Origin of the sequence: Streptomyces sp. WP-1 (genome assembly GCF_030450125.1) — a bacterium.
GTDB classification, from domain to species: Bacteria; Actinomycetota; Actinomycetes; order Streptomycetales; family Streptomycetaceae; genus Streptomyces; species Streptomyces incarnatus.
Genome location: NZ_CP123923.1, coordinates 4,828,192 through 4,852,001 on the forward strand (window position 1 = coordinate 4,828,192; position 23,810 = coordinate 4,852,001).

15 protein-coding genes and 3 rRNA genes are annotated in these 23,810 nt (G+C 69.5%); 15 read left to right on the forward strand and 3 right to left on the reverse strand.

What is annotated here, in order from left to right; genetic code table 11:
• Window positions 1-143 precede the first annotated feature (143 nt).
• Together QHG49_RS21245 and QHG49_RS21250 are read left to right on the forward strand one after the other, a co-directional pair.
• Window positions 144-3,908 carry a glycosyltransferase gene (locus QHG49_RS21245; protein WP_301492873.1) on the forward strand — a complete coding sequence of 1,255 codons (3,765 nt, stop codon included), beginning with the start codon at window positions 144-146 and terminating at the stop codon, window positions 3,906-3,908.
• A complete protein-coding gene (locus QHG49_RS21250) occupies window positions 3,905-5,422 on the forward strand; it encodes a DUF5719 family protein (protein ID WP_301490754.1) in 1,518 nt (505 codons plus the stop codon). Before QHG49_RS21245 ends, QHG49_RS21250 begins: the two co-directional genes overlap by 4 nt.
• 93 nt (window positions 5,423-5,515) lie before the next feature.
• Here the strand turns inward: QHG49_RS21250 and QHG49_RS21255 are convergent, their stop codons facing one another.
• Window positions 5,516-5,974 carry a MarR family winged helix-turn-helix transcriptional regulator gene (locus QHG49_RS21255; protein WP_145488920.1) on the reverse strand — a complete coding sequence of 153 codons (459 nt, stop codon included), beginning with the start codon at window positions 5,972-5,974 and terminating at the stop codon, window positions 5,516-5,518.
• Between the two features lie 98 nt (window positions 5,975-6,072).
• On the opposite strand from QHG49_RS21255, the gene QHG49_RS21260 reads away from it, so the two are divergent.
• Entirely contained in the window at window positions 6,073-6,465 is a 393-nt protein-coding gene (locus QHG49_RS21260; protein WP_159701936.1) for a nuclear transport factor 2 family protein, read from the forward strand.
• Between the two features lie 38 nt (window positions 6,466-6,503).
• On the opposite strand, the gene QHG49_RS21265 is transcribed toward QHG49_RS21260, so the two are convergent.
• Window positions 6,504-6,959 carry a metallopeptidase family protein gene (locus QHG49_RS21265; protein ID WP_145489085.1) on the reverse strand — a complete coding sequence of 152 codons (456 nt, stop codon included), beginning with the start codon at window positions 6,957-6,959 and terminating at the stop codon, window positions 6,504-6,506.
• 294 nt (window positions 6,960-7,253) lie between these two features.
• Here QHG49_RS21265 and QHG49_RS21270 point away from each other — a divergent pair, with 294 nt between their 5' ends.
• From QHG49_RS21270 to QHG49_RS21305, 8 genes are all read left to right on the forward strand, one after another.
• Window positions 7,254-7,676 carry a DUF3499 domain-containing protein gene (locus QHG49_RS21270; RefSeq protein ID WP_145488916.1) on the forward strand — a complete coding sequence of 141 codons (423 nt, stop codon included), beginning with the start codon at window positions 7,254-7,256 and terminating at the stop codon, window positions 7,674-7,676.
• 184 nt (window positions 7,677-7,860) lie between these two features.
• On the forward strand, window positions 7,861-9,225 hold the full coding sequence (locus tag QHG49_RS21275; RefSeq protein WP_159701930.1) for a phosphomannomutase/phosphoglucomutase: 1,365 nt from the start codon (window positions 7,861-7,863) through the stop codon (window positions 9,223-9,225).
• Window positions 9,226-9,663: 438 nt separating this feature from the next.
• A complete protein-coding gene (locus tag QHG49_RS21280) occupies window positions 9,664-9,834 on the forward strand; it encodes a Trm112 family protein (RefSeq protein WP_014673093.1) in 171 nt (56 codons plus the stop codon).
• A 112-nt stretch (window positions 9,835-9,946) separates the two neighbouring features.
• Window positions 9,947-11,074: an SIS domain-containing protein gene (locus QHG49_RS21285; protein ID WP_301490760.1), complete on the forward strand. Its 1,128-nt coding sequence runs from the start codon at window positions 9,947-9,949 to the stop codon at window positions 11,072-11,074.
• Window positions 11,075-11,196: 122 nt separating this feature from the next.
• Window positions 11,197-12,348 (forward strand): mannose-6-phosphate isomerase, class I, encoded by a 1,152-nt coding sequence (gene manA / locus QHG49_RS21290; protein WP_301490761.1) that lies wholly within the window; start codon window positions 11,197-11,199, stop codon window positions 12,346-12,348.
• A gap of 129 nt (window positions 12,349-12,477) precedes the next feature.
• On the forward strand, window positions 12,478-13,458 hold the full coding sequence (locus QHG49_RS21295; protein WP_301490762.1) for a cation diffusion facilitator family transporter: 981 nt from the start codon (window positions 12,478-12,480) through the stop codon (window positions 13,456-13,458).
• A 296-nt stretch (window positions 13,459-13,754) separates the two neighbouring features.
• A complete protein-coding gene (gene ahcY / locus QHG49_RS21300) occupies window positions 13,755-15,212 on the forward strand; it encodes an adenosylhomocysteinase (protein ID WP_301490763.1) in 1,458 nt (485 codons plus the stop codon).
• A 184-nt stretch (window positions 15,213-15,396) separates the two neighbouring features.
• On the forward strand, window positions 15,397-16,008 hold the full coding sequence (locus tag QHG49_RS21305; RefSeq protein WP_301490765.1) for a hypothetical protein: 612 nt from the start codon (window positions 15,397-15,399) through the stop codon (window positions 16,006-16,008).
• A gap of 99 nt (window positions 16,009-16,107) precedes the next feature.
• Here the strand turns inward: QHG49_RS21305 and QHG49_RS21310 are convergent, their stop codons facing one another.
• Entirely contained in the window at window positions 16,108-16,992 is an 885-nt protein-coding gene (locus QHG49_RS21310; RefSeq protein ID WP_301490767.1) for an RDD family protein, read from the reverse strand.
• Window positions 16,993-17,092: 100 nt separating this feature from the next.
• Between QHG49_RS21310 and QHG49_RS21315 the strand changes: the two genes are divergently transcribed.
• The 4 genes from QHG49_RS21315 (at window position 17,093) to rrf (ending at window position 23,785) form a co-directional block, all read left to right on the forward strand.
• Entirely contained in the window at window positions 17,093-18,100 is a 1,008-nt protein-coding gene (locus tag QHG49_RS21315; protein WP_301490768.1) for a stage II sporulation protein M, read from the forward strand.
• Between the two features lie 566 nt (window positions 18,101-18,666).
• A 16S ribosomal RNA gene (locus QHG49_RS21320) occupies window positions 18,667-20,191 on the forward strand.
• 285 nt (window positions 20,192-20,476) lie between these two features.
• Window positions 20,477-23,597 (forward strand): 23S ribosomal RNA (locus QHG49_RS21325).
• A 71-nt stretch (window positions 23,598-23,668) separates the two neighbouring features.
• Window positions 23,669-23,785, forward strand: a 5S ribosomal RNA gene (rrf, locus tag QHG49_RS21330).
• Together the 16S, 23S and 5S rRNA genes form the textbook arrangement of a ribosomal RNA operon.
• Window positions 23,786-23,810: the final 25 nt, after the last annotated feature.

Below are 23,810 nucleotides of genomic sequence, written 5' to 3' on the forward strand. Positions count from 1 at the left end.
TTGTCCACAGGCGGCGGGCCGTCGTCGTGGGCAGCCGATAGTGTGGTCGCTCGTCCGAGACGACCCGCTGTCCCCGCGAGCCCATCGAGGCCGGGGGACCGCAGGTGTCCACCGCAGTCCAGCGAACCGGGGCCCGTACCTCGATGTCCGTGCACAGCCATACGGCAGCCCAAGACCCGGCCGCCGCAGCAGCGTTCGACCCAGCCCGCCAGGCGGCGTTCGATCCGGCCCGCCCACCCGAGTTCCCGCGTCACGTCGTCACCGCCGTCCTCGTCTCCCACGACGGCGCGCGCTGGCTGCCCGACGCGCTCGCCGGGCTGCTCGGCCAGGAACGCCCCGTCCAGCACGCGGTGGCCGCCGACACCGGCAGCGCGGACAACTCCGCCCAGCTGCTCGGCGAGGCCCTCGGCGACGCGGGCGTGCTGCACCTCGCCCGCCGCACCGGCTTCGGCCAGGCCGTCGAGGAGGCGAGCCGCGCGGTCCCCGTCCTCACCCCGGACGAGCTGCCGTACCTCAAGCGCCCCAGCGGCTGGGACCCGGTCACCCGCACCTGGCGCGACGACGCCTACGACCTGCCCGAACTGCCCCACGGCGAACCGGTCCAGTGGCTCTGGCTGCTGCACGACGACTGCGCACCCGAACCCGACGCCCTCGCCCAGCTGCTCCGGGTCGTCGAGAACGAACTCGAACTGGGCCGCGACGACGTGGCGATCGTCGGCCCCAAACTCCGCGGCTGGTACGACCGCAGGCAGCTGCTGGAGGTCGGCGTCTCCATCGCCGACTCCGGCCGCCGCTGGACCGGTCTCGACCGCCGCGAACAGGACCAGGGCCAGCACGACCACGTCCGTACCGTGCTGTCCGTCTCCACGGCCGGCATGCTGATCCGCCGCGACGTGTTCGAACAGCTCGGCGGCTTCGACCGCCGGCTGCCCCTGATGCGCGACGACGTGGACCTGTGCTGGCGCGCCCATCTCGCCGGCCACCGCGTCCTGATCGCCCCCGACGCGGTCGTCCGGCACGCCGAGGCCGCCTCCCGCGAGCGCCGCGCCGTGGACTGCGTGGGCCGCACCGCCGCCTCCCCGCACAAGGTCGACAAGGCCGGCGCCGTCCACACCCTGCTCGTCAACACCCGTACCGCCGCGCTGCCCTGGGTGATGCTGCGGATCGTCCTCGGCACCCTGCTGCGCACCGTCGCCTACCTGGTCGGCAAGGTCCCGGGCCAGGCCGTCGACGAGATCCGCGGCCTGCTGGGCACCCTGCTGCGCCCCGAGCGGATCATCGCCGCCCGGCGCAGCCGCGGCACCCCGCGGATCGGCAAGGACGAACTACGCGCCCTCTTCCCACCGCCCGGCGCCACCATCCGCGTCACCGTGGAGCAGTTCGCGGGCAACTTCACCGGCGCCTCCGACACCGACACCACGGCCGGCCGGCACGGCGGCGCCGTGGAATCCGGCCCCGGCGGCGACGACGCCGACTTCCTGGAGGTCGAGCAGTTCGTCCGCCTCAAGCGGATCGCCCGCAGGCCCGGCCCGGTGCTCTTCCTCGCCCTCCTGGTCATCTCCCTGGTCGCCTGCCGCGCCCTGCTCACCGGCGGCGCGCTCGGCGGCGGCGCCCTGCTGCCCGCCCCGGCGGGCGCCGGCGACCTGTGGTCCCGCTTCGCCGCCGCCTGGCACCCGGTCGGCGCCGGCGGCACCCCCGCCGCACCGCCGTACCTCGCCATCGTCGCGACTCTGGCCACCCTGCTGTTCGGCTCCGCCGGAGTCGCGGTCACCGTGCTGCTGGTCTGCTCGGTGCCGCTCGCCGGAATCACCGCCTACTTCGCCTCCCGGCCACTGGTCACCTCCCGGCTGCTGCGCGCCTGGGCGGCCATCGCCTACGCCTTCCTGCCCGCCACCACCGGCGCCCTGGCCGGCGGCCGCATCGGCACCGCCGTACTCGCCGTACTGCTGCCGCTGATCGCCCGCGCGGGCATCGCCGCGAGCGGCCTCACCAGCCGCACCGGCGCCCGCGGCAGCTGGCGCGCCACCTGGGCGTACGCGCTGCTGCTGACCGTCACCACCGCCTTCACCCCGATCATCTGGTCCGTCGCGCTGATCCTCGGCCTCGGTGTGCTCGTGCTGCGCCGCGCCGACCTGATCGCCCACGGCCTGCGCCTGCTCGTCCAGCTCGGCACCCCGCTGCTGCTCCTCGCCCCCTGGTCGCTGACCCTGCTGCCGACCGGCTTCTTCAAGGAAGCGGGCCTGGCGTACGGCGCCTCGTCCGCCTCCGCGCTCGACCTGCTCGGCGCCAGCCCCGGCGGCCCCGGCACCATGAGCGGCGTGCTGCTGCTCGGCATCGTGCTCGCCGCCCTCGCCGCACTGCTGCGCTCCGAGCGGCAGCTGGGCATCCGCACCGCCTGGGTCGTCGCCCTGATCGGCCTCGTCCTCGCGGTCCTCGCCAACCGCTCCGCCTGGGCGGGCCCCGCCACCCTCGTCTACGGCATCGCCCTGCTGGCCGCCGCCGTCCTCGGCGCCGACGGCGCCCGCGCGCGCGTGGCCGAGCAGAGCTTCGGCTGGCGCCAGCCGGTGGCCGCCCTGATCGCGCTCACCGCCGCCGTGGGCCCGCTGCTGCTCGCCGCCGCCTGGATGTTCCGCGGCGCCGACGGCCCCGTGCAGCGCCGCGACCCGGCCCAGGTGCCCGCGTTCGTCGCCGAGGACTCCACCACCGGCGACCGGGCCCGCACCCTCGTCCTGGACAGCGACTCCACCGCGCACGTCAGCTACACCCTGGTGCGCGGCGCCGGCGCCCGCATGGGAGACGCCGAACTCGCCGCCGCCGACGGGCAGAACGCCCGCCTGGACAAGGTCGTCGCCAATCTGGTCGCCGGCTCCGGCGCCGACCAGGCCGACGAACTCGGCGGCTTCGCCGTGCGCTACGTCCTCGTCCACAAGGGCGCGCCCCGCGACATCACCCGCGTCCTCGACGCCACCCCCGGCCTGGCCCGGCTCAGCCAGCAGAACGGCAACGCCCTGTGGCGCGTCGACCAGGAGGTCTCCCGCGCGGTCATCCTGCCCGCCGGCACCTCGGACTCCGTCGACTCCGGCAGCACCCGGCCGGTCGAGGCCGGACCGGTGGACATCCACACCACCGTCCCGTCCGGCTCCGACGGCCGTGTGCTGCGCCTCGCCGACAGCGCCGCCCCCGGCTGGACCGCCACCCTCGACGGCAAGCCGCTCACCCGCACCACCGTCGACGGCTGGGCCCAGGGCTTCCGACTCCCGGCCGCCGGCGGCCGGTTGGACGTCACCTACGACGCGCCGCTCACCCACACCGTCTGGCTGTGGGCCCAGGGCGCGCTCGCCGTCGTCCTGGTCGTCCTCGCCCTGCCGGGCCGCCGCCGCGACGTGGACGACGACCTCCCCGAGGAGGAGCCGCCGCCCGCGGAGATCCCCACGGGCGAGGGCCGCCGCGCCCGCCGCCTGCGCGCCCAGGCCGAGGAGGAGGCCGCCGCGGAGACCCCCGCAGGGGAAGCGCCCGTAGGGGAGATGCCCGCAGGGGCGGCCCCGGAGGCGCCCCCGGCCCCGGCTCCTGCCGAACCCCAGATCCCGCACCAGCAGCCGTACGACCCCGCCTACGACGAGTCGTACGCCACCCCCTACGCGAACACCCCGTACCCCGGCTACGGCAACGACGCCTACCAGCAGGGCGGCTACGACCAGCAGGCGTACCAGGCCGACCCCTACGGCACGGCGTCGTACGACCCGTACGCCTACGGCGGCACCGCCGAGCAGCAACAGCAGCCGTACGACCCGTCGGCGTACCAGCAGCAGGTCTACGACCCGGCGTACGACCCCGCCCAGCAGGGCTACGACCCCGCCCAGCAGCCCCATGGCACCGGCAGCGAGCGCCCCGACGGGAGCCAGCAGTGAACCGCACCACCCTGTCCTTGATCGCCGGCACCACCGCGCTGGCCGCCGTCACCGCGGTCGCCGCGCTGGCCACCCCGTCCGCGTCCGGCGCGGCCGCGCCCGGCGCCGCCGCCCAACTGCCCGTCCAGCGCACCGGACTGCTGTGCCCGGCGCCCAGCGTGTCGGACATCGCGGACACGACGTACACCTCGTTCACGCCCGTCACCCAGGGCGCGTCGAGCGGCGGCAAGGCCCAATTCCAGGCCGCCCCCGAGCAGTCGGCGGACGGTACAGGCGGCACCCGGCAGGGGAAGGGCAAGGGCAAGGGCGGCAAGAGGTCGACCGCCGACCTGCCGGCGCTCACCCCGAAGGCGCCCGGCAGCCCGGTCACCGGCGACACCTCCGGCGCCGACACACCCGCCCTGATCGGCACCGCGGACGGGAAGTTGGCGCCCGGCTGGACCGTGCAGGAGACCACCGAGATCGCCGCCGGCACCGGCCGCGGCCTCCAGGGCGTCACCTGCACGCCCGCGGACACCGAGTTCTGGTTCCCGGGCGCCAGCACCGCCGCCAGCCGCACCGACTACGTCCATCTGACCAACCCGGACGACTCCGCCGCCGTCGTGGACGTCGAGCTGTACGGCAAGAACGGCGCGATCAAGTCGTCGCTGGGGGAGAACCTCACGGTCGCGCCGCACAGCAGCGAGCCGATCCTGCTGTCCACGCTGACCGACGAGCGGCAGGACGACCTGACCGTGCATGTCAGCGTGCGCAGCGGGCGGGTCGGCGCGACGGTGCAGGCGCTGGACGACAAGGCGGGCGGCGACTGGCTGGCCGCGGCCGCCGACCCGGCCGGCAGCCTGGTGCTGCCCGGCATCCCGAAGGACGCCACCGACGTCCGCCTGATCGCCTTCACCCCCGGTGACGCGGACGCCGACCTCAAGATCCGCCTCGCCTCGCCCGACGGTCTGATCACCCCGGCGGGCAATGAGGAACTGCACGTCAAGTCCGGCATGACCACCTCGGTCGACCTCGGCCCGCTCACCCGCGGCGAGGCCGGTTCCCTGGTGCTGACCCCCACCGACGAGTCGGTGCCGGTGGTCGCCGCGCTGCGGGTGGTCCGGGGCAAGGGCGCGAACCAGGAGACCGCGTTCATCCCGGCCACCGCCCCCGTCGGCGCGCGCGCCACCGCGGCCGACAACAGCGCCAAGGGCAGCACCCTGACCCTGACGGCGCCCACCGCCACGGCCAAGGTCAAGGTCACCGCCTCGGCGGGCAGCGACGGCGGTACGGCGGTCAGCAGGACCTACACGATCAAGGCCGGCACCACCGAGAACATCGACGCCCCGGTCCCCGCCGGCGCCAAGGGCACCTACGCGCTGACCGTCGAACCCCTCACCACCACCCCCCTCTACGCCTCCCGCACCCTCACCTCCACCGACCCCTCCGGCTTCACCATCCAGACCCTGCCGAGCGACCGGGGCCTGGTCTCGGTCCCGAGGACGAGCGAGGACCTGTCGATCCTCCAGAAGTAGTCGTTCCTCCAGAAGCAGGGGGCAACCGGTCAGCAGTAGGGGGCACCCGGTCACCGTCCCCCTGACCTCACCTGACCTGCTCCGGCCCGCCCGTCAGGTGAACGGGCCCTCCAGCGTGAAGCGGTGCAGCCCCCGGGCGAAGGCCTCGGCCTCTCCCGGGGGCCACTCCGACAGGCTCGCCATGATCTGGGCGGCCAGCCGCGCGCGCAGCTCGGCCACGGCCCGCCGGCCCGGCTCGGTGAGGACCAGCAACTGGGCGCGCTGGTCGGCGGGGTCGGGCTCGCGCCGTACGAGACCGGCGTCCTGGAGCCGGGAGGCCCGGCGCGTGACGCCGGAGCGGTCGAGGCCCACCTCGGGTGCCAGGTCGGCCGCGCTGCAGGGGCCGATCCGGGCGAGGGCGCTGAGGACGGGGTAGGTCAGTTCGTCCACCGCCTCGCCCATGCCCTCGGTCAGCTTCTGGTGCAGCCGCGCACGGGTGGTGCGCCGCAGCAGCACTCCCAGGGCGTCCGCGATCTCCTGCCCGACTTCGTTTTCCGTACGTGATGACTCCATGCCCGAAGAATAGCGTGCGCAGCGCACGCATTCGGTGCTACAGTCAGGGCGAAGCGTGCGCGGCGCACGCATCTCGGATTCTTCGGAGAGGACCTGTCATGACCCGCACCGGTATCGAGGCCGCCCTGACCGACCTGCTCTTCAACGGCGAGCTGACCCTTCAGGAGGCCGCCGACCGCCACTTCGCCCCGGAGTACCGCCAGCGCACGGACGGGGAGTGGGCGGACCGCGGCGAGTTCCTCGACCACATCGCCCACCTGCGCACCCTCGTCGCCGGCGGGCACGTCGAGGTCCACGAGGAGCTGTACGACGGCAGCCGGTACGCCGACCGGCACACCGCGCACATCACGAAGAAGGACGGCACGAGCGTGCAGATGGAGGTCTACGTCTTCGCCGACCTGGCGGCCGACGGCCGGTTCAGCCGCATCGAGGAGACCACCCTGATGCTCCAGGGCTCCAGCGCGGACCGCGACCTGGGCAGCGCCCGCTAGTCATGTCCCCCGGAGGAGGGGAGGAGAGGTGCCCGGCCCTACTCCTCCCCGTACCGCGGATCCACCGTCTCCGGCGTCAGCCCGAGCAGCTCCGCGACCTGTTCCACGACCACCTCGTGGACGAGCGCCGCGCGCTCGTCCCGCCCCTTCGACCGGATCTCCACGGGTCGCCGGTACACCACCACCCGTGCCCGCCGCCCCTCCCGCGCCGGCGCGATCCCGCCGAGGGGCACCGCCTCGTCCTCCCACGGGGCGACCGGCTCCCGCCCCTCCGGGTGAGGCACCTCCAGCACCAGGAACTCCACCTCGGCGAGCTGCGGCCACCGCCGCTCCAGCCGGTCCACGGAGTCCTGCACGAGATCCGCGAACACCTCCGCCCTGCTCGCCGCCAGCGGCACCTGCGGGGGTGCGATCGGCCCCCGCATGCCCCGCCCGTGACGATCACGGCGACGGGGCCCGGGGCCTGCGGCTCGGGGCGGTACACGGTTGTCCATCACTGGTGAAGCGTAGTCCTCGGCCGCCCCGCCCGCCCGGCCGCACGCGCCAACCGGCCACCGGCGAATTCCTGCCGCGGGAGGACCGATCCGGCCAAGGTCCGGCTCATTTCGGCAGCTGACCCTGAATCCCTCAAGTCCCGGTAACTCAAGGCAATTGACCGTGTTTGTACCGACTCATGACCGGAAACAGTCCCTCCCGATCGCCTCCGACTCCCCCTCCGCGCAGCCCAACAGGGCTTGTTCGCAGGGGTATGTGGGGCGTCTCACAGCACGACACGGGGGAGTGACCTGGTGGAGAGTCGTCGCGGCCCGCTCAAGAGTGCGGTACCGTCCAACCTCGTGAGCCCTGTACGTCGCTGTTCGCGCACCGCCTGCGGCCGACCCGCCGTCGCGACGCTGACGTACGTCTACGCCGACTCGACCGCGGTCCTCGGCCCGCTCGCCACCTACGCCGAACCCCACTGCTACGACCTGTGCGCCGAGCACTCCGAACGCCTCACCGCGCCGCGCGGCTGGGAGGTCGTCCGTCTCCTCGACGGTTCCGCCCCCGCCCGCCCCAGCGGTGACGACCTGGAGGCGCTCGCCAACGCCGTGCGCGAGGCCGCCCGCCCCCAGGAGCGCGCGGCCGAGGCCGGCGGCGGAGCCCGCACCGCGGACCCCATGGAGGTGGCCCGCCGAGGCCATCTGCGGGTCCTGCGCTCCCCCGACAACTGACGGACGCCCACAGGGGGATGACGGACGGCCCCCGTAGGGACGGCCCCCGCGGGGAGGTCCGGAGCGCCACCCGCCCGCCACTCCTCCCGGTGACGACCGCGCGCTCCGCCGGTGTCCGCACACCTCCCCCTTACCGCGGCCGGGTAGTTTGTGGGGGTCCAGAGAACTTCAGGAGGGCCCGGCCGTGACTGCTGATCTGTCGCAGATCGTGAAGGCGTACGACGTACGCGGAGTGGTTCCGGACCAGTGGGACGAAACACTGGCCGGGCTGTTCGGCGCCGCCTTCGCGCAGGTGACGGGCGCCTCGGCGATCGTCGTCGGCCACGACATGCGGCCCTCGTCCCCCGGCCTGTCCCGCGCCTTCGCGCGCGGCGCCGCGGACCTCGGCGTGGACGTCACCGAGATCGGCCTGTGCTCCACGGACCAGCTCTACTACGCCTCGGGAGCGCTGGACCTGCCCGGCGCGATGTTCACCGCCTCGCACAACCCGGCCCAGTACAACGGCATCAAGATGTGCCGCGCGGGCGCCGCCCCGGTCGGCCAGGACACCGGCCTCGCGCAGATCCGCGAACTGGCCGAGAAGTGGCTGGAGTCGGGCGCCCCCGAACCAGCCGCCGAGCCGGGCACCCTCACCTCGCGCGAGACGCTGGAGGACTACGCGGCGCACCTGCGCGCGCTGGTCGACCTGAGCGCGATCCGCCCCCTGAAGGTCGTCGTCGACGCGGGCAACGGCATGGGCGGCCACACGGTGCCCACGGTCTTCGCCGGTCTGCCCCTGACGCTCGTGCCGATGTACTTCGAACTGGACGGCACCTTCCCGAACCACGAGGCCAACCCGCTCGACCCGGCCAACCTCGTGGACCTCCAGAAGCGGGTCCCGGCGGAGGGCGCCGACCTCGGCATCGCCTTCGACGGCGACGCCGACCGCTGCTTCGTCGTGGACGAGAACGGCGACCCGGTCTCCCCGTCGGCGATCACCGCCCTGGTCGCCGCGCGCGAACTGGCGCGCAACGGCGGCGCGGGCATGATCATCCACAACCTGATCACCTCCCGCACGGTCCCCGAGGTCGTCCGCGAGAACGGCGGCACCCCGGTCCGCACCCGCGTCGGCCACTCCTTCATCAAGGCCGAGATGGCCCGCACCGGCGCGATCTTCGGTGGCGAGCACTCCGCGCACTACTACTTCAAGGACTTCTGGAACGCCGACACCGGCATGCTGGCCGCCCTGCACGTCCTCGCCGCCCTCGGCGGCCAACAGGGCCCGCTGTCCTCGCTCGTCGCCCAGTACGACCGCTACACGGGCTCCGGCGAGATCAACTCCACCGTCGCCGACCAGTCCGCCCGCCTCGCCGCGATCCGCGCCGCCTACGAGGACCGCGCCGACGTCACCCTGGACGACCTCGACGGCCTCACCGTCTCCACCCCCGACTGGTGGTTCAACGTCCGCCCCTCCAACACCGAGCCCCTCCTGCGCCTGAACGCCGAGGCGAAGGACGAGCCGACCATGGCCAAGATCCGCGACGAGGCCCTGGCGATCATCAGGGCGTGACCGGGCGCCCGGCGCCTACCCCGCCCCGCCCCGCTCTCCCGCCCCGGCCCACCGCTCGGGCCTCTCGGCGGAGCGATTCGGCCGGGCGGAAGGGCGGAGCCGGGACCCGAGACAGGACGCCGCGTCCCACCACCCCGGCTCCTGCCCGGCCGCCAAGCCCGGCCGCCAAGCCCGGCCGCCAAGCCCGGCCGCCAAGCCCGGCCGCCAAGCCCGGCCGCCAAGCCCGGCCGCCAAGCCCGGCCGCCAAGCCCTGCCCCTCCGCTCCGGCCCTCCCACCCCGGCTCGGGCGGCCGGGCAGGAGCCCCTACCCCCGCCCCTCAGCCGACCGAGTCGAGCGGGCCGGCGGGCAAAGCCTTACCGCGACCCCCGCCCCACCCTCCCCGCAGCGGTACGCTGACCAGCGGTCCAAGAAACCTCGCCCTCGAAGGGACACACCCCATGCCGCTCGAAGCCGGCCTCCTGGAGATCCTCGCCTGCCCGGCCTGCCACGCCCCCCTCAAGGAGCAGGACACCGAGCTGATCTGCACCGGCCAGGACTGCGGTCTCGCCTACCCGGTCCGCGACGGCATCCCGGTCCTCCTCGTGGACGAGGCCCGCCGCCCCGAGTGACGCGGTCCGGCCGTCGTACCGGCGAGGACACCGCCGTACCGCCGGAAGACCCCCGCACCCCGTAGCGTCGTAGACGTCGTAGCCACTCCCCGGCCATCGGAGGCTGCCGCCCATGTTGGACGAATCGCTGCTCGACAGCCCGGAGGGCCTCGCCGAGGCCGACCGCCGGGGCCTGCTGCGCGGTGCCGCCGAGGCCGGCGCCCGCGTCCGCACCGCCGCCCGGCACGCCGCCGAGGCCGGCGTCGGCAACCTCAAACCCGACGGCCGCCCCCGCGCCGTACTGATCGCCGGACCCGGCGCCGCCGCCACCCACACCGCCGACCTCCTCGGCACCCTGGCGGGACCAGGCAGCCCCGTGGTCCGCCTCGCCCCGACCGGCATCGCCCCCGCCGCGGGCGCCCTGCGCTGGGAACTCCCCGGCTGGGCCGGCTCGGTCGACCTCCTCCTGATCACCACCCCGGACGGCACCGAACCCAGCCTCGCCCTCCTCGCCGACCAGGCGTACCGCCGCGGCCTCACCGTCGTCGCCGTCGCCCCCTCCGGCACCCCCGTCGCCGAGGCCACCGGCGGCTCCCACGGACTGTTCGTACCGATGGCGACGGCGCCCTACGACCACGAGGAACCGCTCGCCGCGTCCTCGCCCGGCGTCTTCTGGGCCCTGCTGACCCCGCTGCTCGCCCTCCTCGACCGGATCGGCCTGCTCACCGCCCCGCCCGAGGCCCTGGAGAAGGTCGCCGACCGCCTCGACCGGATCGCCGAGCGCTGCGGCCCCGCCATCGTGGCCTACAGCAACCCCGCCAAGACCGTCGCCGCCGAACTCGCCGACGCGCTCCCCGTGGTGTGGACCGAGGGCGCCTCCGCGGGCCCCGCGGGCCGCCGCTTCGTGGCCGCCCTCGCCGAACTCGCCGGGCGCCCCGCCGTCGTCGCCGAACTCCCCGAGGCACTCGCCGCGCACGGCACCCTGCTGGCCGGCCCGCTCGCCGCCAGCGCCGACCCGGACGACTTCTTCCGCGACCGCGTGGAGGAGGCGCCCGCCCTGCACGCGCGCGTGGTGCTGCTGCGCGACCGCCCCAGCGGCGGCCTCTCCGCCGCCCCCACCGCCCGTGACCTGGCCCTCAGCCACGACACGCCGATCAGCGAACTCGAACCCGAGGAGGGCGGCGAACTGGAGACCCTCGCGGAACTGATCGCCGTCACGGATTTCGCCGCCGTTTACCTGGCGCTCGCTTCCGGGGCCTGATCTGGCTACGGGCCGGTCCGCACCGGCCCCGGGCCCGCCCTTCCACGGCCCGCACACCGGCACCGCGCCCCGCGCGGGGCCCGCCGGCCGAGCAGCGCACGCACGGAAGACAGAGAAGACACATGGACCGCCTCGACAACACCGTCCGCCCCTACGCCTGGGGTTCCCCCACCGCCCTCCCGCACCTGCTCGGCGTCGAGCCGACCGGCGAACCCCAGGCGGAGATGTGGATGGGCGCCCACCCCGGCGCCCCCTCGCGCACCGCGCGCGGCACGCTCGCCGAGGTGATCGACGCCGACCCGGAGCGCGAACTGGGCAAGGAGGCCGTGGCCAGGTTCGGCCCCCGGCTGCCCTTCCTGCTGAAGATCCTCGCCGCCGGCGCGCCCCTGTCCCTCCAGGTGCACCCCGATCTGGAGCAGGCCAGGGAGGGTTACGACGACGAGGAGCGCAGAGGCGTCCCGATCGACGCGCCGCACCGCAACTACAAGGACGCCAACCACAAGCCCGAACTGATCTGCGCCCTCACCGAGTTCGACGGCCTGTGCGGCTTCCGCGAACCGGCCCGTGCCGCCGAACTGCTCGCCGCCCTCGGCGTCGACTCCCTCAAGCCGTACGTCGATCTCCTGGGCGCCCGCCCCGAGGAAGCGGCCCTGCGCGAGGTCCTCACCGCGATCCTCTCCGCGGACCGCGACGACATGGCCCGTACGGTCGCCGAGGCCACCGCGGCCTGCGCCCGCCTGGGCGGCGACCACGCCCCGTACGCCGGCCTCGCCCACCACTTCCCCGGCGACCCCGGCGTCATCGCGGCCATGCTGCTCAACCACGTCCGACTCCAGCCCGGCGAGGCCCTGTTCCTGGGCGCCGGCGTCCCGCACGCCTATCTCGACGGCCTGGGCGTCGAGATCATGGCCAACTCCGACAACGTCCTTCGCTGCGGTCTGACCCCCAAACACGTCGACGTGCCCGAACTCCTGCGCGTCGTCCGCTTCGAGGCGGGCGACCCCGGCGTACTGCGGCCCGAGGCAGCCCCCGACGGCGAAGAGGTCTACGAGACGCCGATCGACGAGTTCCGGCTCTCCCGCTACGTCCTGGCCGAGGGCGGCACCGCCCGCGACCTCACCCGGGACACCCCGCAGATCCTGCTGTGCACGGCCGGCTCCGTCCGCGCGGGCGAGCACGAACTGGGCCCGGGACAGTCGGTGTTCGTCCCCGCGGGCGACAAGGCCGAGATCTCGGGCGCGGGTACGGTCTTCCGCGCCACCGTGCGCGTCTGACGGATCGTATGACCGGGGCTGTGGATACCTGACGCGCCGGGGCCCGGCCGGGCTGCAACAATGACCCACCGGCAAAGGCCGCGCAAAGGCCCAGAGACCGAGCAGAGACCGAAGGGACAACGCGGACACATGAGCGCGTCAGGCGGTACCAGGGCGATCGTGGCGGCACTCGGCGCCAACCTCGCGATCGCGGCATCGAAGTTCGTGGCGTTCGCCTTCAGCGGCTCGTCCTCGATGCTCGCCGAGGGCGTCCACTCGCTGGCCGACTCCGGGAACCAGTTCCTGCTGCTCGTCGGCGGCAAGAAGGCCCAGCGCGAGGCCACCCCGCAGCACCCCTTCGGCTACGGCCGCGAGCGGTACATCTACGCCTTCCTCGTCTCGATCGTCCTCTTCTCCGTCGGCGGCATGTTCGCCATCTACGAGGGCTACGAAAAGGTCTCCCACCCGCACGCCCTGGAGAACTGGTACTGGCCGGTGGGCGTCCTCATCTTCGCGATCCTCGCCGAGGGCTTCTCCTTCCGCACCGCGATCAAGGAGTCCAAGGAGCTGCGCGGCTCGCTGTCCTGGTCGCAGTTCATCCGCCGCGCCAAGGCCCCCGAACTGCCCGTCGTCCTGCTGGAGGACTTCGGCGCGCTCATCGGTCTGGTCCTCGCCCTCGGCGGCGTCGGCCTCTCCCTGCTCACCGGCGACGGCGTCTGGGACGGCGTCGGCACCGTCTGCATCGGTGTCCTGCTCGTCTGCATCGCCCTGGTCCTCGCCGCCGAGACCAAGTCGCTGCTGCTGGGCGAAGCGGCCGGCCTCGACGTGATCAAGAAGATCGAGGCCGCGACCGTCGACGGCGCCTCCGTCACCCGCATCATCCACATGCGCACCCTCCACCTCGGCCCCGAGGAACTGCTGGTCGCCGCCAAGATCGCGGTACGGCACGACGACACCGCCGCCGAGGTCGCCGCCGCCATCGACGCCGCCGAGGACCGCATCCGCACCGCCGTCCCGATCGCCCGTGTGATCTACCTCGAACCCGACATCTACAGCGAGGCCGAGGCCGCCAAGGGCCCGGACCCGCTGGCGACCCCCGGTGGCCCGAACCCACACGTCGACGGCCACTGACCGGCACCGCCCACCCCGCCCCGGACCTCGCGCCCGCCTCGGATACGGCTGGAACCACGCGGACGCGGACTGTGGGCCACCGGGCGGTCCGGTGTAGCTTGGGACGGAGCCAGACGTCGCTGCTGATGGCGGTCGGGCGGTCGCATCACGGACCGTCCGAGGGAGAGAGGGCCTCCGACGGACTGCGCTGCGCGCACGTGGGCATGCCTGTGTCCTCTTCCCGGGCATCCGTATGTCCGCCGCCGCGCAGACCAGCCGTACCCACCCCTCGCCCCTATTCCGAGGAGCAGCTCGTCATGACGACTGTCGACAACCGACAGGACTTCAAGGTCGCCGATCTCTCGCTGGCCGAGTTCGGCCGCAAGGAGATCACCCTCGCCGAGCACGAGATGCCCGGCCTGATGGCGATCCGCAAGGAGTACGCCGAGTCCCAGCCGCTGGCCGGCGCCCGTGTCACCGGTTCCCTGCACATGACGGTGCAGACCGCCGTGCTGATCGAGACCCTGGTCGCCCTCGGCGCCCGGGTCCGCTGGGCCTCCTGCAACATCTTCTCCACCCAGGACCACGCCGCCGCCGCCATCGCCGTCGGCCCGAACGGCACGCCGGACAACCCCCAGGGCGTCCCCGTCTTCGCCTGGAAGGGCGAGACCCTGGACGAGTACTGGTGGTGCACCGAGCAGGCGCTGACCTGGGCGGACAGCCCCACCGGTGGCCCGAACATGATCCTGGACGACGGCGGCGACGCCACCCTCCTCGTCCACAAGGGCGTCGAGTACGAGAAGGACGGCAAGGTCCCCGGCCTGGAGACCGCCGAGTCCGACGAGCACCGCGTCATCCTCGAACTGCTGCACCGCACCATCACGGACGGCTCGCAGAAGTGGACCCAGCTGGCCTCCGAGATCCGCGGCGTGACCGAGGAGACCACGACGGGTGTGCACCGTCTGTACGAGATGCAGCGTGACGGTGTGCTGCTGTTCCCCGCGATCAACGTCAACGACGCGGTGACGAAGTCGAAGTTCGACAACAAGTACGGCTGCCGGCACTCGCTGGTGGACGGCATCAACCGTGCCACCGACGTCCTGATCGGCGGCAAGACCGCTGTCGTGTGCGGTTACGGCGACGTGGGCAAGGGCTGCGCCGAGTCCCTGCGCGGCCAGGGCGCGCGGGTGATCGTGACGGAGATCGACCCGATCTGCGCGCTCCAGGCGGCGATGGACGGCTACCAGGTCACGACGCTGGACGAGGTCGTCGACAAGGCCGACATCTTCGTCACCACGACGGGCAACAAGGACATCATCATGGCCTCGGACATGGCCAGGATGAAGCACCAGGCGATCGTCGGGAACATCGGTCACTTCGACAACGAGATCGACATGGCCGGCCTGGCGAAGATCCCGGGCATCGTCAAGGACGAGGTCAAGCCGCAGGTCCACACGTGGACGTTCCCGGACGGCAAGGTGATCATCGTGCTGTCCGAGGGCCGTCTGCTGAACCTGGGCAACGCCACGGGCCACCCGTCGTTCGTGATGTCGAACTCGTTCGCGGACCAGACGCTGGCCCAGATCGAGCTGTTCACCAAGCCCGACGCGTACCCGACCGGTGTGTACGTGCTGCCCAAGCACCTGGACGAGAAGGTCGCCCGTCTCCACCTGGACGCGCTCGGCGTCAAGCTGACGACGCTGCGCCCGGAGCAGGCCGCGTACATCGGCGTCGAGGTCGAGGGTCCGTACAAGTCGGACCACTACCGCTACTGACCGCCCCCGAGCCGCGTCACCGCGTCTCGGCCAGGTAGTCCGCAGAGGCAGGCCCCCGCACCCCCGTGCCGGGGGCCTGCCCCTTTCGCCGGTCCGGTCCGGCTTCACGCACCCGCCCGGCGCTCACGCCCCCGGACCGACATACCGCGGCGACGCCCCGAGCCCGTCACGACCCAGGACCCCCATGCCCCGCGGCCGCTATTCGCTCCACGATCCGCACGATCACGCCCCCCTCGGTGAGGAACACTTCCAGTGCGCCCCCGGCCCGTCCGGCTGGCGCTATGTCTCCCGGCTGACGACCCCCGCGGGCGACCGGCGCGGTTCGGTCGACCTCGCCCTGGACGACCTCGGCCGTCCCATCCGCCTCGAACTCCACGCGGGCGGCTGGCAGGTGCGCGGTGCCGCCCTCGACGGCGTCACCTGGGTCCGCACGGACCCCACCGGAACCCATGCCGCCGAAGGCAATGTGCGCGCCCACGCCTTCACCGGCACGTCCCCCGCGTTCCTCGTCGCCACCGCTCGGCTCCTGCGCCTCACCCCCTCCTCCGCGACCCGCGTACGACTCGTCGCCCTCACGGATCCGGTCCTCGCCCCCCGCACCGTGGACCAGTCCTGGGCACTGGTGAACAGCGAAGCACACGCCACTGACAACGGCCCCCTGACCGTGGAGGAATACCAGGTCACTGCCCTGGACACGGGCGAGCAGCACACCGTCCACATCGCCGGCGACGTGGTCCTGGCCGCGCCCGGGATCGAGCTGGAGGACCTGGAGTCACCGCCGTCGACGTTCCGCTGAGCGGCGGGGCGTACGAGACCCGTTCTCCTGCGCGGGAGGCGAGGAAGCGCGGGGGCGTCGCGGAGGAGCCGCGGGGAAGTCAGGAAAGCCGCACTCGGCCTACGCGGGCGGCGCGAACCCCGTGGCCGGACGCTCGCCCGGCTGCTCCTTCGAGGCGAGCGCCGCCGACGGCACGCCGGGCGACTCCGGCCGGACCGGCGCCGGGACCCCGCCCGCCACGGGACCGTCCGTACCGAGCGACTGCCGGGCCTGCCGCGCCTCCCGCGACTGCCGCTCGTGCACCACGGCGGCGAGGAAGACGGCCGGAGGAAGATCGACGGGCAGCGGAGCCCCCGTACGCGCCGCGAGATCACCGGCGAGCCGCCGCGCCATGTCCGACGACACCCCGGGATCCAGCTGCCGCATCCGCGTCAGGTACTGCCGTACGGCCAGCCACAGCCCGTCCGGCACCGCCGACAGATCGAGACCGGTGAACCGCTGCGCGAGATGCGGCGGCGGAGGCGCGACGAGGCCGGTCCGCCCCACCGGGATCCGCTCCCGCACGACAAGAGTTCCCGCGAAGACGTCCCCGAGCCGCCGCCCCCGCGCCGAGACCAGCGACGCGATCGACGCGATCGTCCCGAACGTCATGAGGATCTCGACCACACCGATCGCACCCCGCACCAGCGCGTGCCGGAACCGGATCGGCCCGCCGTCGTCCCGCACCACCCGAAGCCCCAGCGCCAGCTTCCCGAGCGAACGGCCGTGGCTCAGCGTCTCCACCGCGATCGGCACACCGACGGGCACCAGCAGGAACGTCGCGATGCCCAGCGCCGTCCGCGCGGCACCGTCCAGGGAGGACGTCGTCACCACGAGCACCATGGTGACCGCGATGTACGTGATCACCACCGCCGCCAGATCGAGCAGTACGGCCAACGCCCTGCTCGGAAACTTCGCGGGCAGCAGTTCGAGCGCCACCGCCTCGCCGGTCACCAGCTCGCTCACGCCCGCCCGTCCTTCCCCTGGTCCGGCCCCGACAAGCCGACAGCAAACGCGATCATCGACGACGACCGGTCGGCGACCGGCCGAGGAGCAGGCAGACCCGATGGACCTGGACGTCTTCGTCTCCGCACACCGAGCCGAATGGGACCGCCTCGACGCCCTGCTCAGCCGCCGGCGCCGCCTCGACGGCGCCGAGGCCGACGAACTCGTCACCCTCTACCAGCGCACCGCGACCCATCTCTCGCTCATCCAGTCCAGCGCGCCCGATCCGCAGCTCACCGGACGACTCAGCCAGCTCGTCGCCCGTGCGCGCAGCGCCGTCACCGGTGCCCGCACCGCCTCCTGGCGCGATGTGACCGGCTTCCTGACCCGCGGCTTCCCGGCCGCCGTCTATCGCGCGCGCCGCTGGTGGATCCCCACGGCGCTGGTCTCCACGGCCCTCGCGATCCTGCTGGGCTGGTGGATCGGCGCGCACCCGGAGGTGCAGGCGTCCATCGCCGCCCCCGCCCAGCTGCGCCAGATGACGCGTCCCGGCGGTGAGTACGAGACCTACTACTCCAGCCATCCGGCGGCCTCCTTCGCCGCCCAGGTGTGGACGAACAACGCCGAGGCCGCCGCGATGTGCCTGGTCCTGGGCGTCTTCCTGGGGCTGCCGGTCCTCTGGATCCTCTTCGAGAACATGCTCAACCTCGGTGTCGGCTTCGGCCTGATGTCCTCCGCAGGCCGCCTCGACACCTTCCTCGGCCTGGTCCTGCCGCACGGCCTGCTGGAACTGACAGCGGTCTTCGTCGCCGCCGGTACGGGCCTGCGCCTGGGCTGGACCCTCGTCGACCCCGGCCCCCGCACCCGGCGCGCCGCGCTCGCGGAGGAGGGCCGGGCCGCGGTGGGCATGGCGATCGGCCTCGCGCTGGTCCTGTTCGTCTCCGGCGCCATCGAAGGCTTCGTGACACCGTCCGGCCTGCCCACCTGGGCCCGCATCGGCATCGGTGTCGTGGCCGAGGCGGCCTTCCTGACGTACGTGTACGTCCTCGGGGGCCGCGCGGTACGAGAGGGCGAGACGGGTGATCTCGACGCGGCGGACCGCAGTTCCTCCGTGCCCACCGCCGCCTGATGTGCGTCCGGCCCCTCTGAGCTGCTAGTGTCCTCTTCGCCCACAGGACCTGTTGACACGGGTCGCGTGGGGAGGTAGATTCAAACAGTTGCCTAGAACTGGACACGTCCAGTGGCGACCGCTAGACTCTGCTAGCTTCCAAGAAGTCGCTATCGACATTCAAAAGAAGCATCCTCCCGATTACTCAGAAATGAGCGGCCGGTCAGACCGGTCAAGAACTTCTGATAAAGTCGGAACCGCCGGAAAGGGAAACGCGAGAGCGGAAACCTGGAAAGCGCCGAGGAAATCGGATCGAGAAAAGATCTGATAGAGTCGGAAACACGAAGGGAAGCCCGGAGGAAAGCCCGAGAGGGTGAGTACAAAGGAAGCGACCGTTCCTTGAGAACTCAACAGCGTGCCAAAAGTCAACGCCAGATATGTTGATACCCCGTCTCCGGTCATCACGACCGGGACGTGGTTCCTTTGAAATAAACACAGCGAGGACGCTGTGAACGGTCGGACTATTCCTCCGACCGTTCCGCTCTCCAATGTGTCACCGGCTGAAATGTTTTTCGGCCGAGTAAACATTCACGGAGAGTTTGATCCTGGCTCAGGACGAACGCTGGCGGCGTGCTTAACACATGCAAGTCGAACGATGAAGCCCTTCGGGGTGGATTAGTGGCGAACGGGTGAGTAACACGTGGGCAATCTGCCCTGCACTCTGGGACAAGCCCTGGAAACGGGGTCTAATACCGGATATGACCGTCTTGGGCATCCTTGACGGTGTAAAGCTCCGGCGGTGCAGGATGAGCCCGCGGCCTATCAGCTTGTTGGTGAGGTAACGGCTCACCAAGGCGACGACGGGTAGCCGGCCTGAGAGGGCGACCGGCCACACTGGGACTGAGACACGGCCCAGACTCCTACGGGAGGCAGCAGTGGGGAATATTGCACAATGGGCGAAAGCCTGATGCAGCGACGCCGCGTGAGGGATGACGGCCTTCGGGTTGTAAACCTCTTTCAGCAGGGAAGAAGCGAAAGTGACGGTACCTGCAGAAGAAGCGCCGGCTAACTACGTGCCAGCAGCCGCGGTAATACGTAGGGCGCAAGCGTTGTCCGGAATTATTGGGCGTAAAGAGCTCGTAGGCGGCTTGTCACGTCGGTTGTGAAAGCCCGGGGCTTAACCCCGGGTCTGCAGTCGATACGGGCAGGCTAGAGTTCGGTAGGGGAGATCGGAATTCCTGGTGTAGCGGTGAAATGCGCAGATATCAGGAGGAACACCGGTGGCGAAGGCGGATCTCTGGGCCGATACTGACGCTGAGGAGCGAAAGCGTGGGGAGCGAACAGGATTAGATACCCTGGTAGTCCACGCCGTAAACGGTGGGCACTAGGTGTGGGCAACATTCCACGTTGTCCGTGCCGCAGCTAACGCATTAAGTGCCCCGCCTGGGGAGTACGGCCGCAAGGCTAAAACTCAAAGGAATTGACGGGGGCCCGCACAAGCGGCGGAGCATGTGGCTTAATTCGACGCAACGCGAAGAACCTTACCAAGGCTTGACATACACCGGAAAGCATTAGAGATAGTGCCCCCCTTGTGGTCGGTGTACAGGTGGTGCATGGCTGTCGTCAGCTCGTGTCGTGAGATGTTGGGTTAAGTCCCGCAACGAGCGCAACCCTTGTCCCGTGTTGCCAGCAGGCCCTTGTGGTGCTGGGGACTCACGGGAGACCGCCGGGGTCAACTCGGAGGAAGGTGGGGACGACGTCAAGTCATCATGCCCCTTATGTCTTGGGCTGCACACGTGCTACAATGGCCGGTACAATGAGCTGCGATACCGTGAGGTGGAGCGAATCTCAAAAAGCCGGTCTCAGTTCGGATTGGGGTCTGCAACTCGACCCCATGAAGTCGGAGTCGCTAGTAATCGCAGATCAGCATTGCTGCGGTGAATACGTTCCCGGGCCTTGTACACACCGCCCGTCACGTCACGAAAGTCGGTAACACCCGAAGCCGGTGGCCCAACCCCTTGTGGGAGGGAGCTGTCGAAGGTGGGACCAGCGATTGGGACGAAGTCGTAACAAGGTAGCCGTACCGGAAGGTGCGGCTGGATCACCTCCTTTCTAAGGAGCACATGGCCGACTGCAAGCAAATGTCTTGCACGGTTGCTCATGGGTGGAACGTTGACTACTCGGCACTCTTCGGATGGCTTCTCTTCCTAGTACTGCTTCGGCGTGGAACGGATGAAGGATGCGGCGAGGGGTGTCGGGCACGCTGTTGGGTGTCTGAGGGAATGATCTGATCTTCTCCTCAGTCGCCGGCCCCAGTGCACTCGGACCTGTTGATGGTTCGGGGTGATGGGTGGCTGGTCGTTGTTTGAGAACTGCACAGTGGACGCGAGCATCTGTGGCCAAGTTTTTAAGGGCGCACGGTGGATGCCTTGGCACCAGGAACCGATGAAGGACGTGGGAGGCCGCGATAGTCCCCGGGGAGTCGTCAACCAGGCTTTGATCCGGGGGTTTCCGAATGGGGAAACCCGGCAGTCGTCATGGGCTGTCACCCTTGCCTGAACACATAGGGCAAGTGGAGGGAACGAGGGGAAGTGAAACATCTCAGTACCCTCAGGAAGAGAAAACAACCGTGATTCCGGGAGTAGTGGCGAGCGAAACCGGATGAGGCCAAACCGTATGCGTGTGATACCCGGCAGGGGTTGCGTGTGCGGGGTTGTGGGATCTCTCTTCTACGGTCTGCCGGCCGTAGGGCGAGTCAGAAACCGTTGATGTAGACGAAGGACATGCGAAAGGTCCGGCGTAGAGGGTAAGACCCCCGTAGTCGAAATGTCAGCGGCTTGCTTGAGAGACACCCAAGTAGCACGGGGCCCGAGAAATCCCGTGTGAATCTGGCGGGACCACCCGCTAAGCCTAAATATTCCCTGGTGACCGATAGCGGATAGTACCGTGAGGGAATGGTGAAAAGTACCCCGGGAGGGGAGTGAAATAGTACCTGAAACCGTGTGCCTACAAGCCGTGGGAGCGTCGGAATGTGCTTGCACATTCTCGTGACTGCGTGCCTTTTGAAGAATGAGCCTGCGAGTTTGCGGTGTGTTGCGAGGTTAACCCGGGTGGGGAAGCCGTAGCGAAAGCGAGTCCGAACAGGGCGATTTTAGTAGCACGCTCAAGACCCGAAGCGGAGTGATCTAGCCATGGGCAGGTTGAAGCGGAGGTAAGACTTCGTGGAGGACCGAACCCACCAGGGTTGAAAACCTGGGGGATGACCTGTGGTTAGGGGTGAAAGGCCAATCAAACTCCGTGATAGCTGGTTCTCCCCGAAATGCATTTAGGTGCAGCGTCGTGTGTTTCTTGCCGGAGGTAGAGCACTGGATAGGCGATGGGCCCTACCGGGTTACTGACCTTAGCCAAACTCCGAATGCCGGTAAGTGAGAGCGCGGCAGTGAGACTGTGGGGGATAAGCTCCATGGTCGAGAGGGAAACAGCCCAGAGCATCGACTAAGGCCCCTAAGCGTACGCTAAGTGGGAAAGGATGTGGAGTCGCACAGACAACCAGGAGGTTGGCTTAGAAGCAGCCACCCTTGAAAGAGTGCGTAATAGCTCACTGGTCTAGTGATTCCGCGCCGACAATGTAGCGGGGCTCAAGCGTACCGCCGAAGTCGTGTCATTGCAGCATGTAGCCCTAACGGGTGTTGTGATGGGTAGGGGAGCGTCGTCTGCCGGGTGAAGCAGCACCGGAAGGTAGTTGTGGACGGTTGACGAGTGAGAATGCAGGCATGAGTAGCGATACACACGTGAGAAACGTGTGCGCCGATTGACTAAGGGTTCCTGGGTCAAGCTGATCTGCCCAGGGTAAGTCGGGACCTAAGGCGAGGCCGACAGGCGTAGTCGATGGATAACCGGTTGATATTCCGGTACCCGCTGTGAAGCGTCAAACATCGAGCATCGTGATGCTAAGGCCGTGAAGCCGCCCTGATCTCTTCGGAGTTGAGGGGAGTGGTGGAGCCGCTGAACCGAGCGGTTAGTAGGTGAGTGATGGGGTGACGCAGGAAGGTAGTCCATCCCGGGCGGTGGTTGTCCCGGGGTAAGGGTGTAGCCCGAGTGGTAGGTAAATCCGCCATTCATGAGGGTGAGACCTGATGCCGAGCCGATTGTGGTGAAGTGGATGATCCTATGCTGTCGAGAAAAGCCTCTAGCGAGTTTCATGGCGGCCCGTACCCTAAACCGACTCAGGTGGTCAGGTAGAGAATACCGAGGCGTTCGGGTGAACTATGGTTAAGGAACTCGGCAAAATGCCCCCGTAACTTCGGGAGAAGGGGGGCCACATCTGGTGAGAACACTTGCTGTTCGAGCTGGGGGTGGCCGCAGAGACCAGCGAGAAGCGACTGTTTACTAAAAACACAGGTCCGTGCGAAGCCGTAAGGCGATGTATACGGACTGACGCCTGCCCGGTGCTGGAACGTTAAGGGGACCGGTTAGCTCCATTTCGGTGGGGCGAAGCTGAGAACTTAAGCGCCAGTAAACGGCGGTGGTAACTATAACCATCCTAAGGTAGCGAAATTCCTTGTCGGGTAAGTTCCGACCTGCACGAATGGCGTAACGACTTCTCGACTGTCTCAACCATAGGCCCGGTGAAATTGCACTACGAGTAAAGATGCTCGTTTCGCGCAGCAGGACGGAAAGACCCCGGGACCTTTACTACAGTTTGATATTGGTGTTCGGTTCGGCTTGTGTAGGATAGCTGGGAGACTGTGAAGCTCATACGCCAGTGTGGGTGGAGTCGTCGTTGAAATACCAGTCTGGTCGTGCTGGATGTCTAACCTGGGTCCGTGATCCGGATCAGGGACAGTGTCTGATGGGTAGTTTAACTGGGGCGGTTGCCTCCTAAAGGGTAACGGAGGCGCCCAAAGGTTCCCTCAGCCTGGTTGGTAATCAGGTGTTGAGTGTAAGTGCACAAGGGAGCTTGACTGTGAGACCGACGGGTCGAGCAGGGACGAAAGTCGGGACTAGTGATCCGGCGGTGGCTTGTGGAAGCGCCGTCGCTCAACGGATAAAAGGTACCCCGGGGATAACAGGCTGATCTTCCCCAAGAGTCCATATCGACGGGATGGTTTGGCACCTCGATGTCGGCTCGTCGCATCCTGGGGCTGGAGTCGGTCCCAAGGGTTGGGCTGTTCGCCCATTAAAGCGGTACGCGAGCTGGGTTTAGAACGTCGTGAGACAGTTCGGTCCCTATCCGCTGTGCGCGTAGGAGTCTTGAGAAGGGCTGTCCCTAGTACGAGAGGACCGGGACGGACGAACCTCTGGTGTGCCAGTTGTTCTGCCAAGGGCATGGCTGGTTGGCTACGTTCGGGAGGGATAACCGCTGAAAGCATCTAAGCGGGAAGCCTGCTTCGAGATGAGGACTCCCACCCACTTGATGGGGTAAGGCTCCCAGTAGACGACTGGGTTGATAGGCCGGATCTGGAAGCCAGGTAACTGGTGGAGGTGACCGGTACTAATAGGCCGAGGGCTTGTCCTCAGTTGCTCGCGTCCACTGTGTTGGTTCTGAAACCACGAACAACCATTTGCTGGTTGATAGTTTCATAGTGTTTCGGTGGTTATAGCGTTAGGGAAACGCCCGGTTACATTCCGAACCCGGAAGCTAAGCCTTTCAGCGCCGATGGTACTGCAGGGGGGACCCTGTGGGAGAGTAGGACGCCGCCGAACAATTTTTGGGAAAACCCCCGCACCA

What these genes read in the sequence shown, in the direction of transcription:
- QHG49_RS21245 (WP_301492873.1), top strand. Translation starts at nt 144, where the DNA reads ATGTCCGTGCACAGCCATACGGCAGCCCAAGACCCGGCCGCCGCAGCA.
- QHG49_RS21255 (WP_145488920.1), bottom strand. Translation starts at nt 5,974, where the DNA reads ATGGAGTCATCACGTACGGAAAACGAAGTCGGGCAGGAGATCGCGGAC.
- QHG49_RS21260 (WP_159701936.1), top strand. Translation starts at nt 6,073, where the DNA reads ATGACCCGCACCGGTATCGAGGCCGCCCTGACCGACCTGCTCTTCAAC.
- QHG49_RS21265 (WP_145489085.1), bottom strand. Translation starts at nt 6,959, where the DNA reads ATGGACAACCGTGTACCGCCCCGAGCCGCAGGCCCCGGGCCCCGTCGC.
- QHG49_RS21280 (WP_014673093.1), top strand. Translation starts at nt 9,664, where the DNA reads ATGCCGCTCGAAGCCGGCCTCCTGGAGATCCTCGCCTGCCCGGCCTGC.
- QHG49_RS21285 (WP_301490760.1), top strand. Translation starts at nt 9,947, where the DNA reads ATGTTGGACGAATCGCTGCTCGACAGCCCGGAGGGCCTCGCCGAGGCC.
- manA (WP_301490761.1), top strand. Translation starts at nt 11,197, where the DNA reads ATGGACCGCCTCGACAACACCGTCCGCCCCTACGCCTGGGGTTCCCCC.
- QHG49_RS21295 (WP_301490762.1), top strand. Translation starts at nt 12,478, where the DNA reads ATGAGCGCGTCAGGCGGTACCAGGGCGATCGTGGCGGCACTCGGCGCC.
- ahcY (WP_301490763.1), top strand. Translation starts at nt 13,755, where the DNA reads ATGACGACTGTCGACAACCGACAGGACTTCAAGGTCGCCGATCTCTCG.
- QHG49_RS21305 (WP_301490765.1), top strand. Translation starts at nt 15,397, where the DNA reads ATGCCCCGCGGCCGCTATTCGCTCCACGATCCGCACGATCACGCCCCC.
- QHG49_RS21315 (WP_301490768.1), top strand. Translation starts at nt 17,093, where the DNA reads ATGGACCTGGACGTCTTCGTCTCCGCACACCGAGCCGAATGGGACCGC.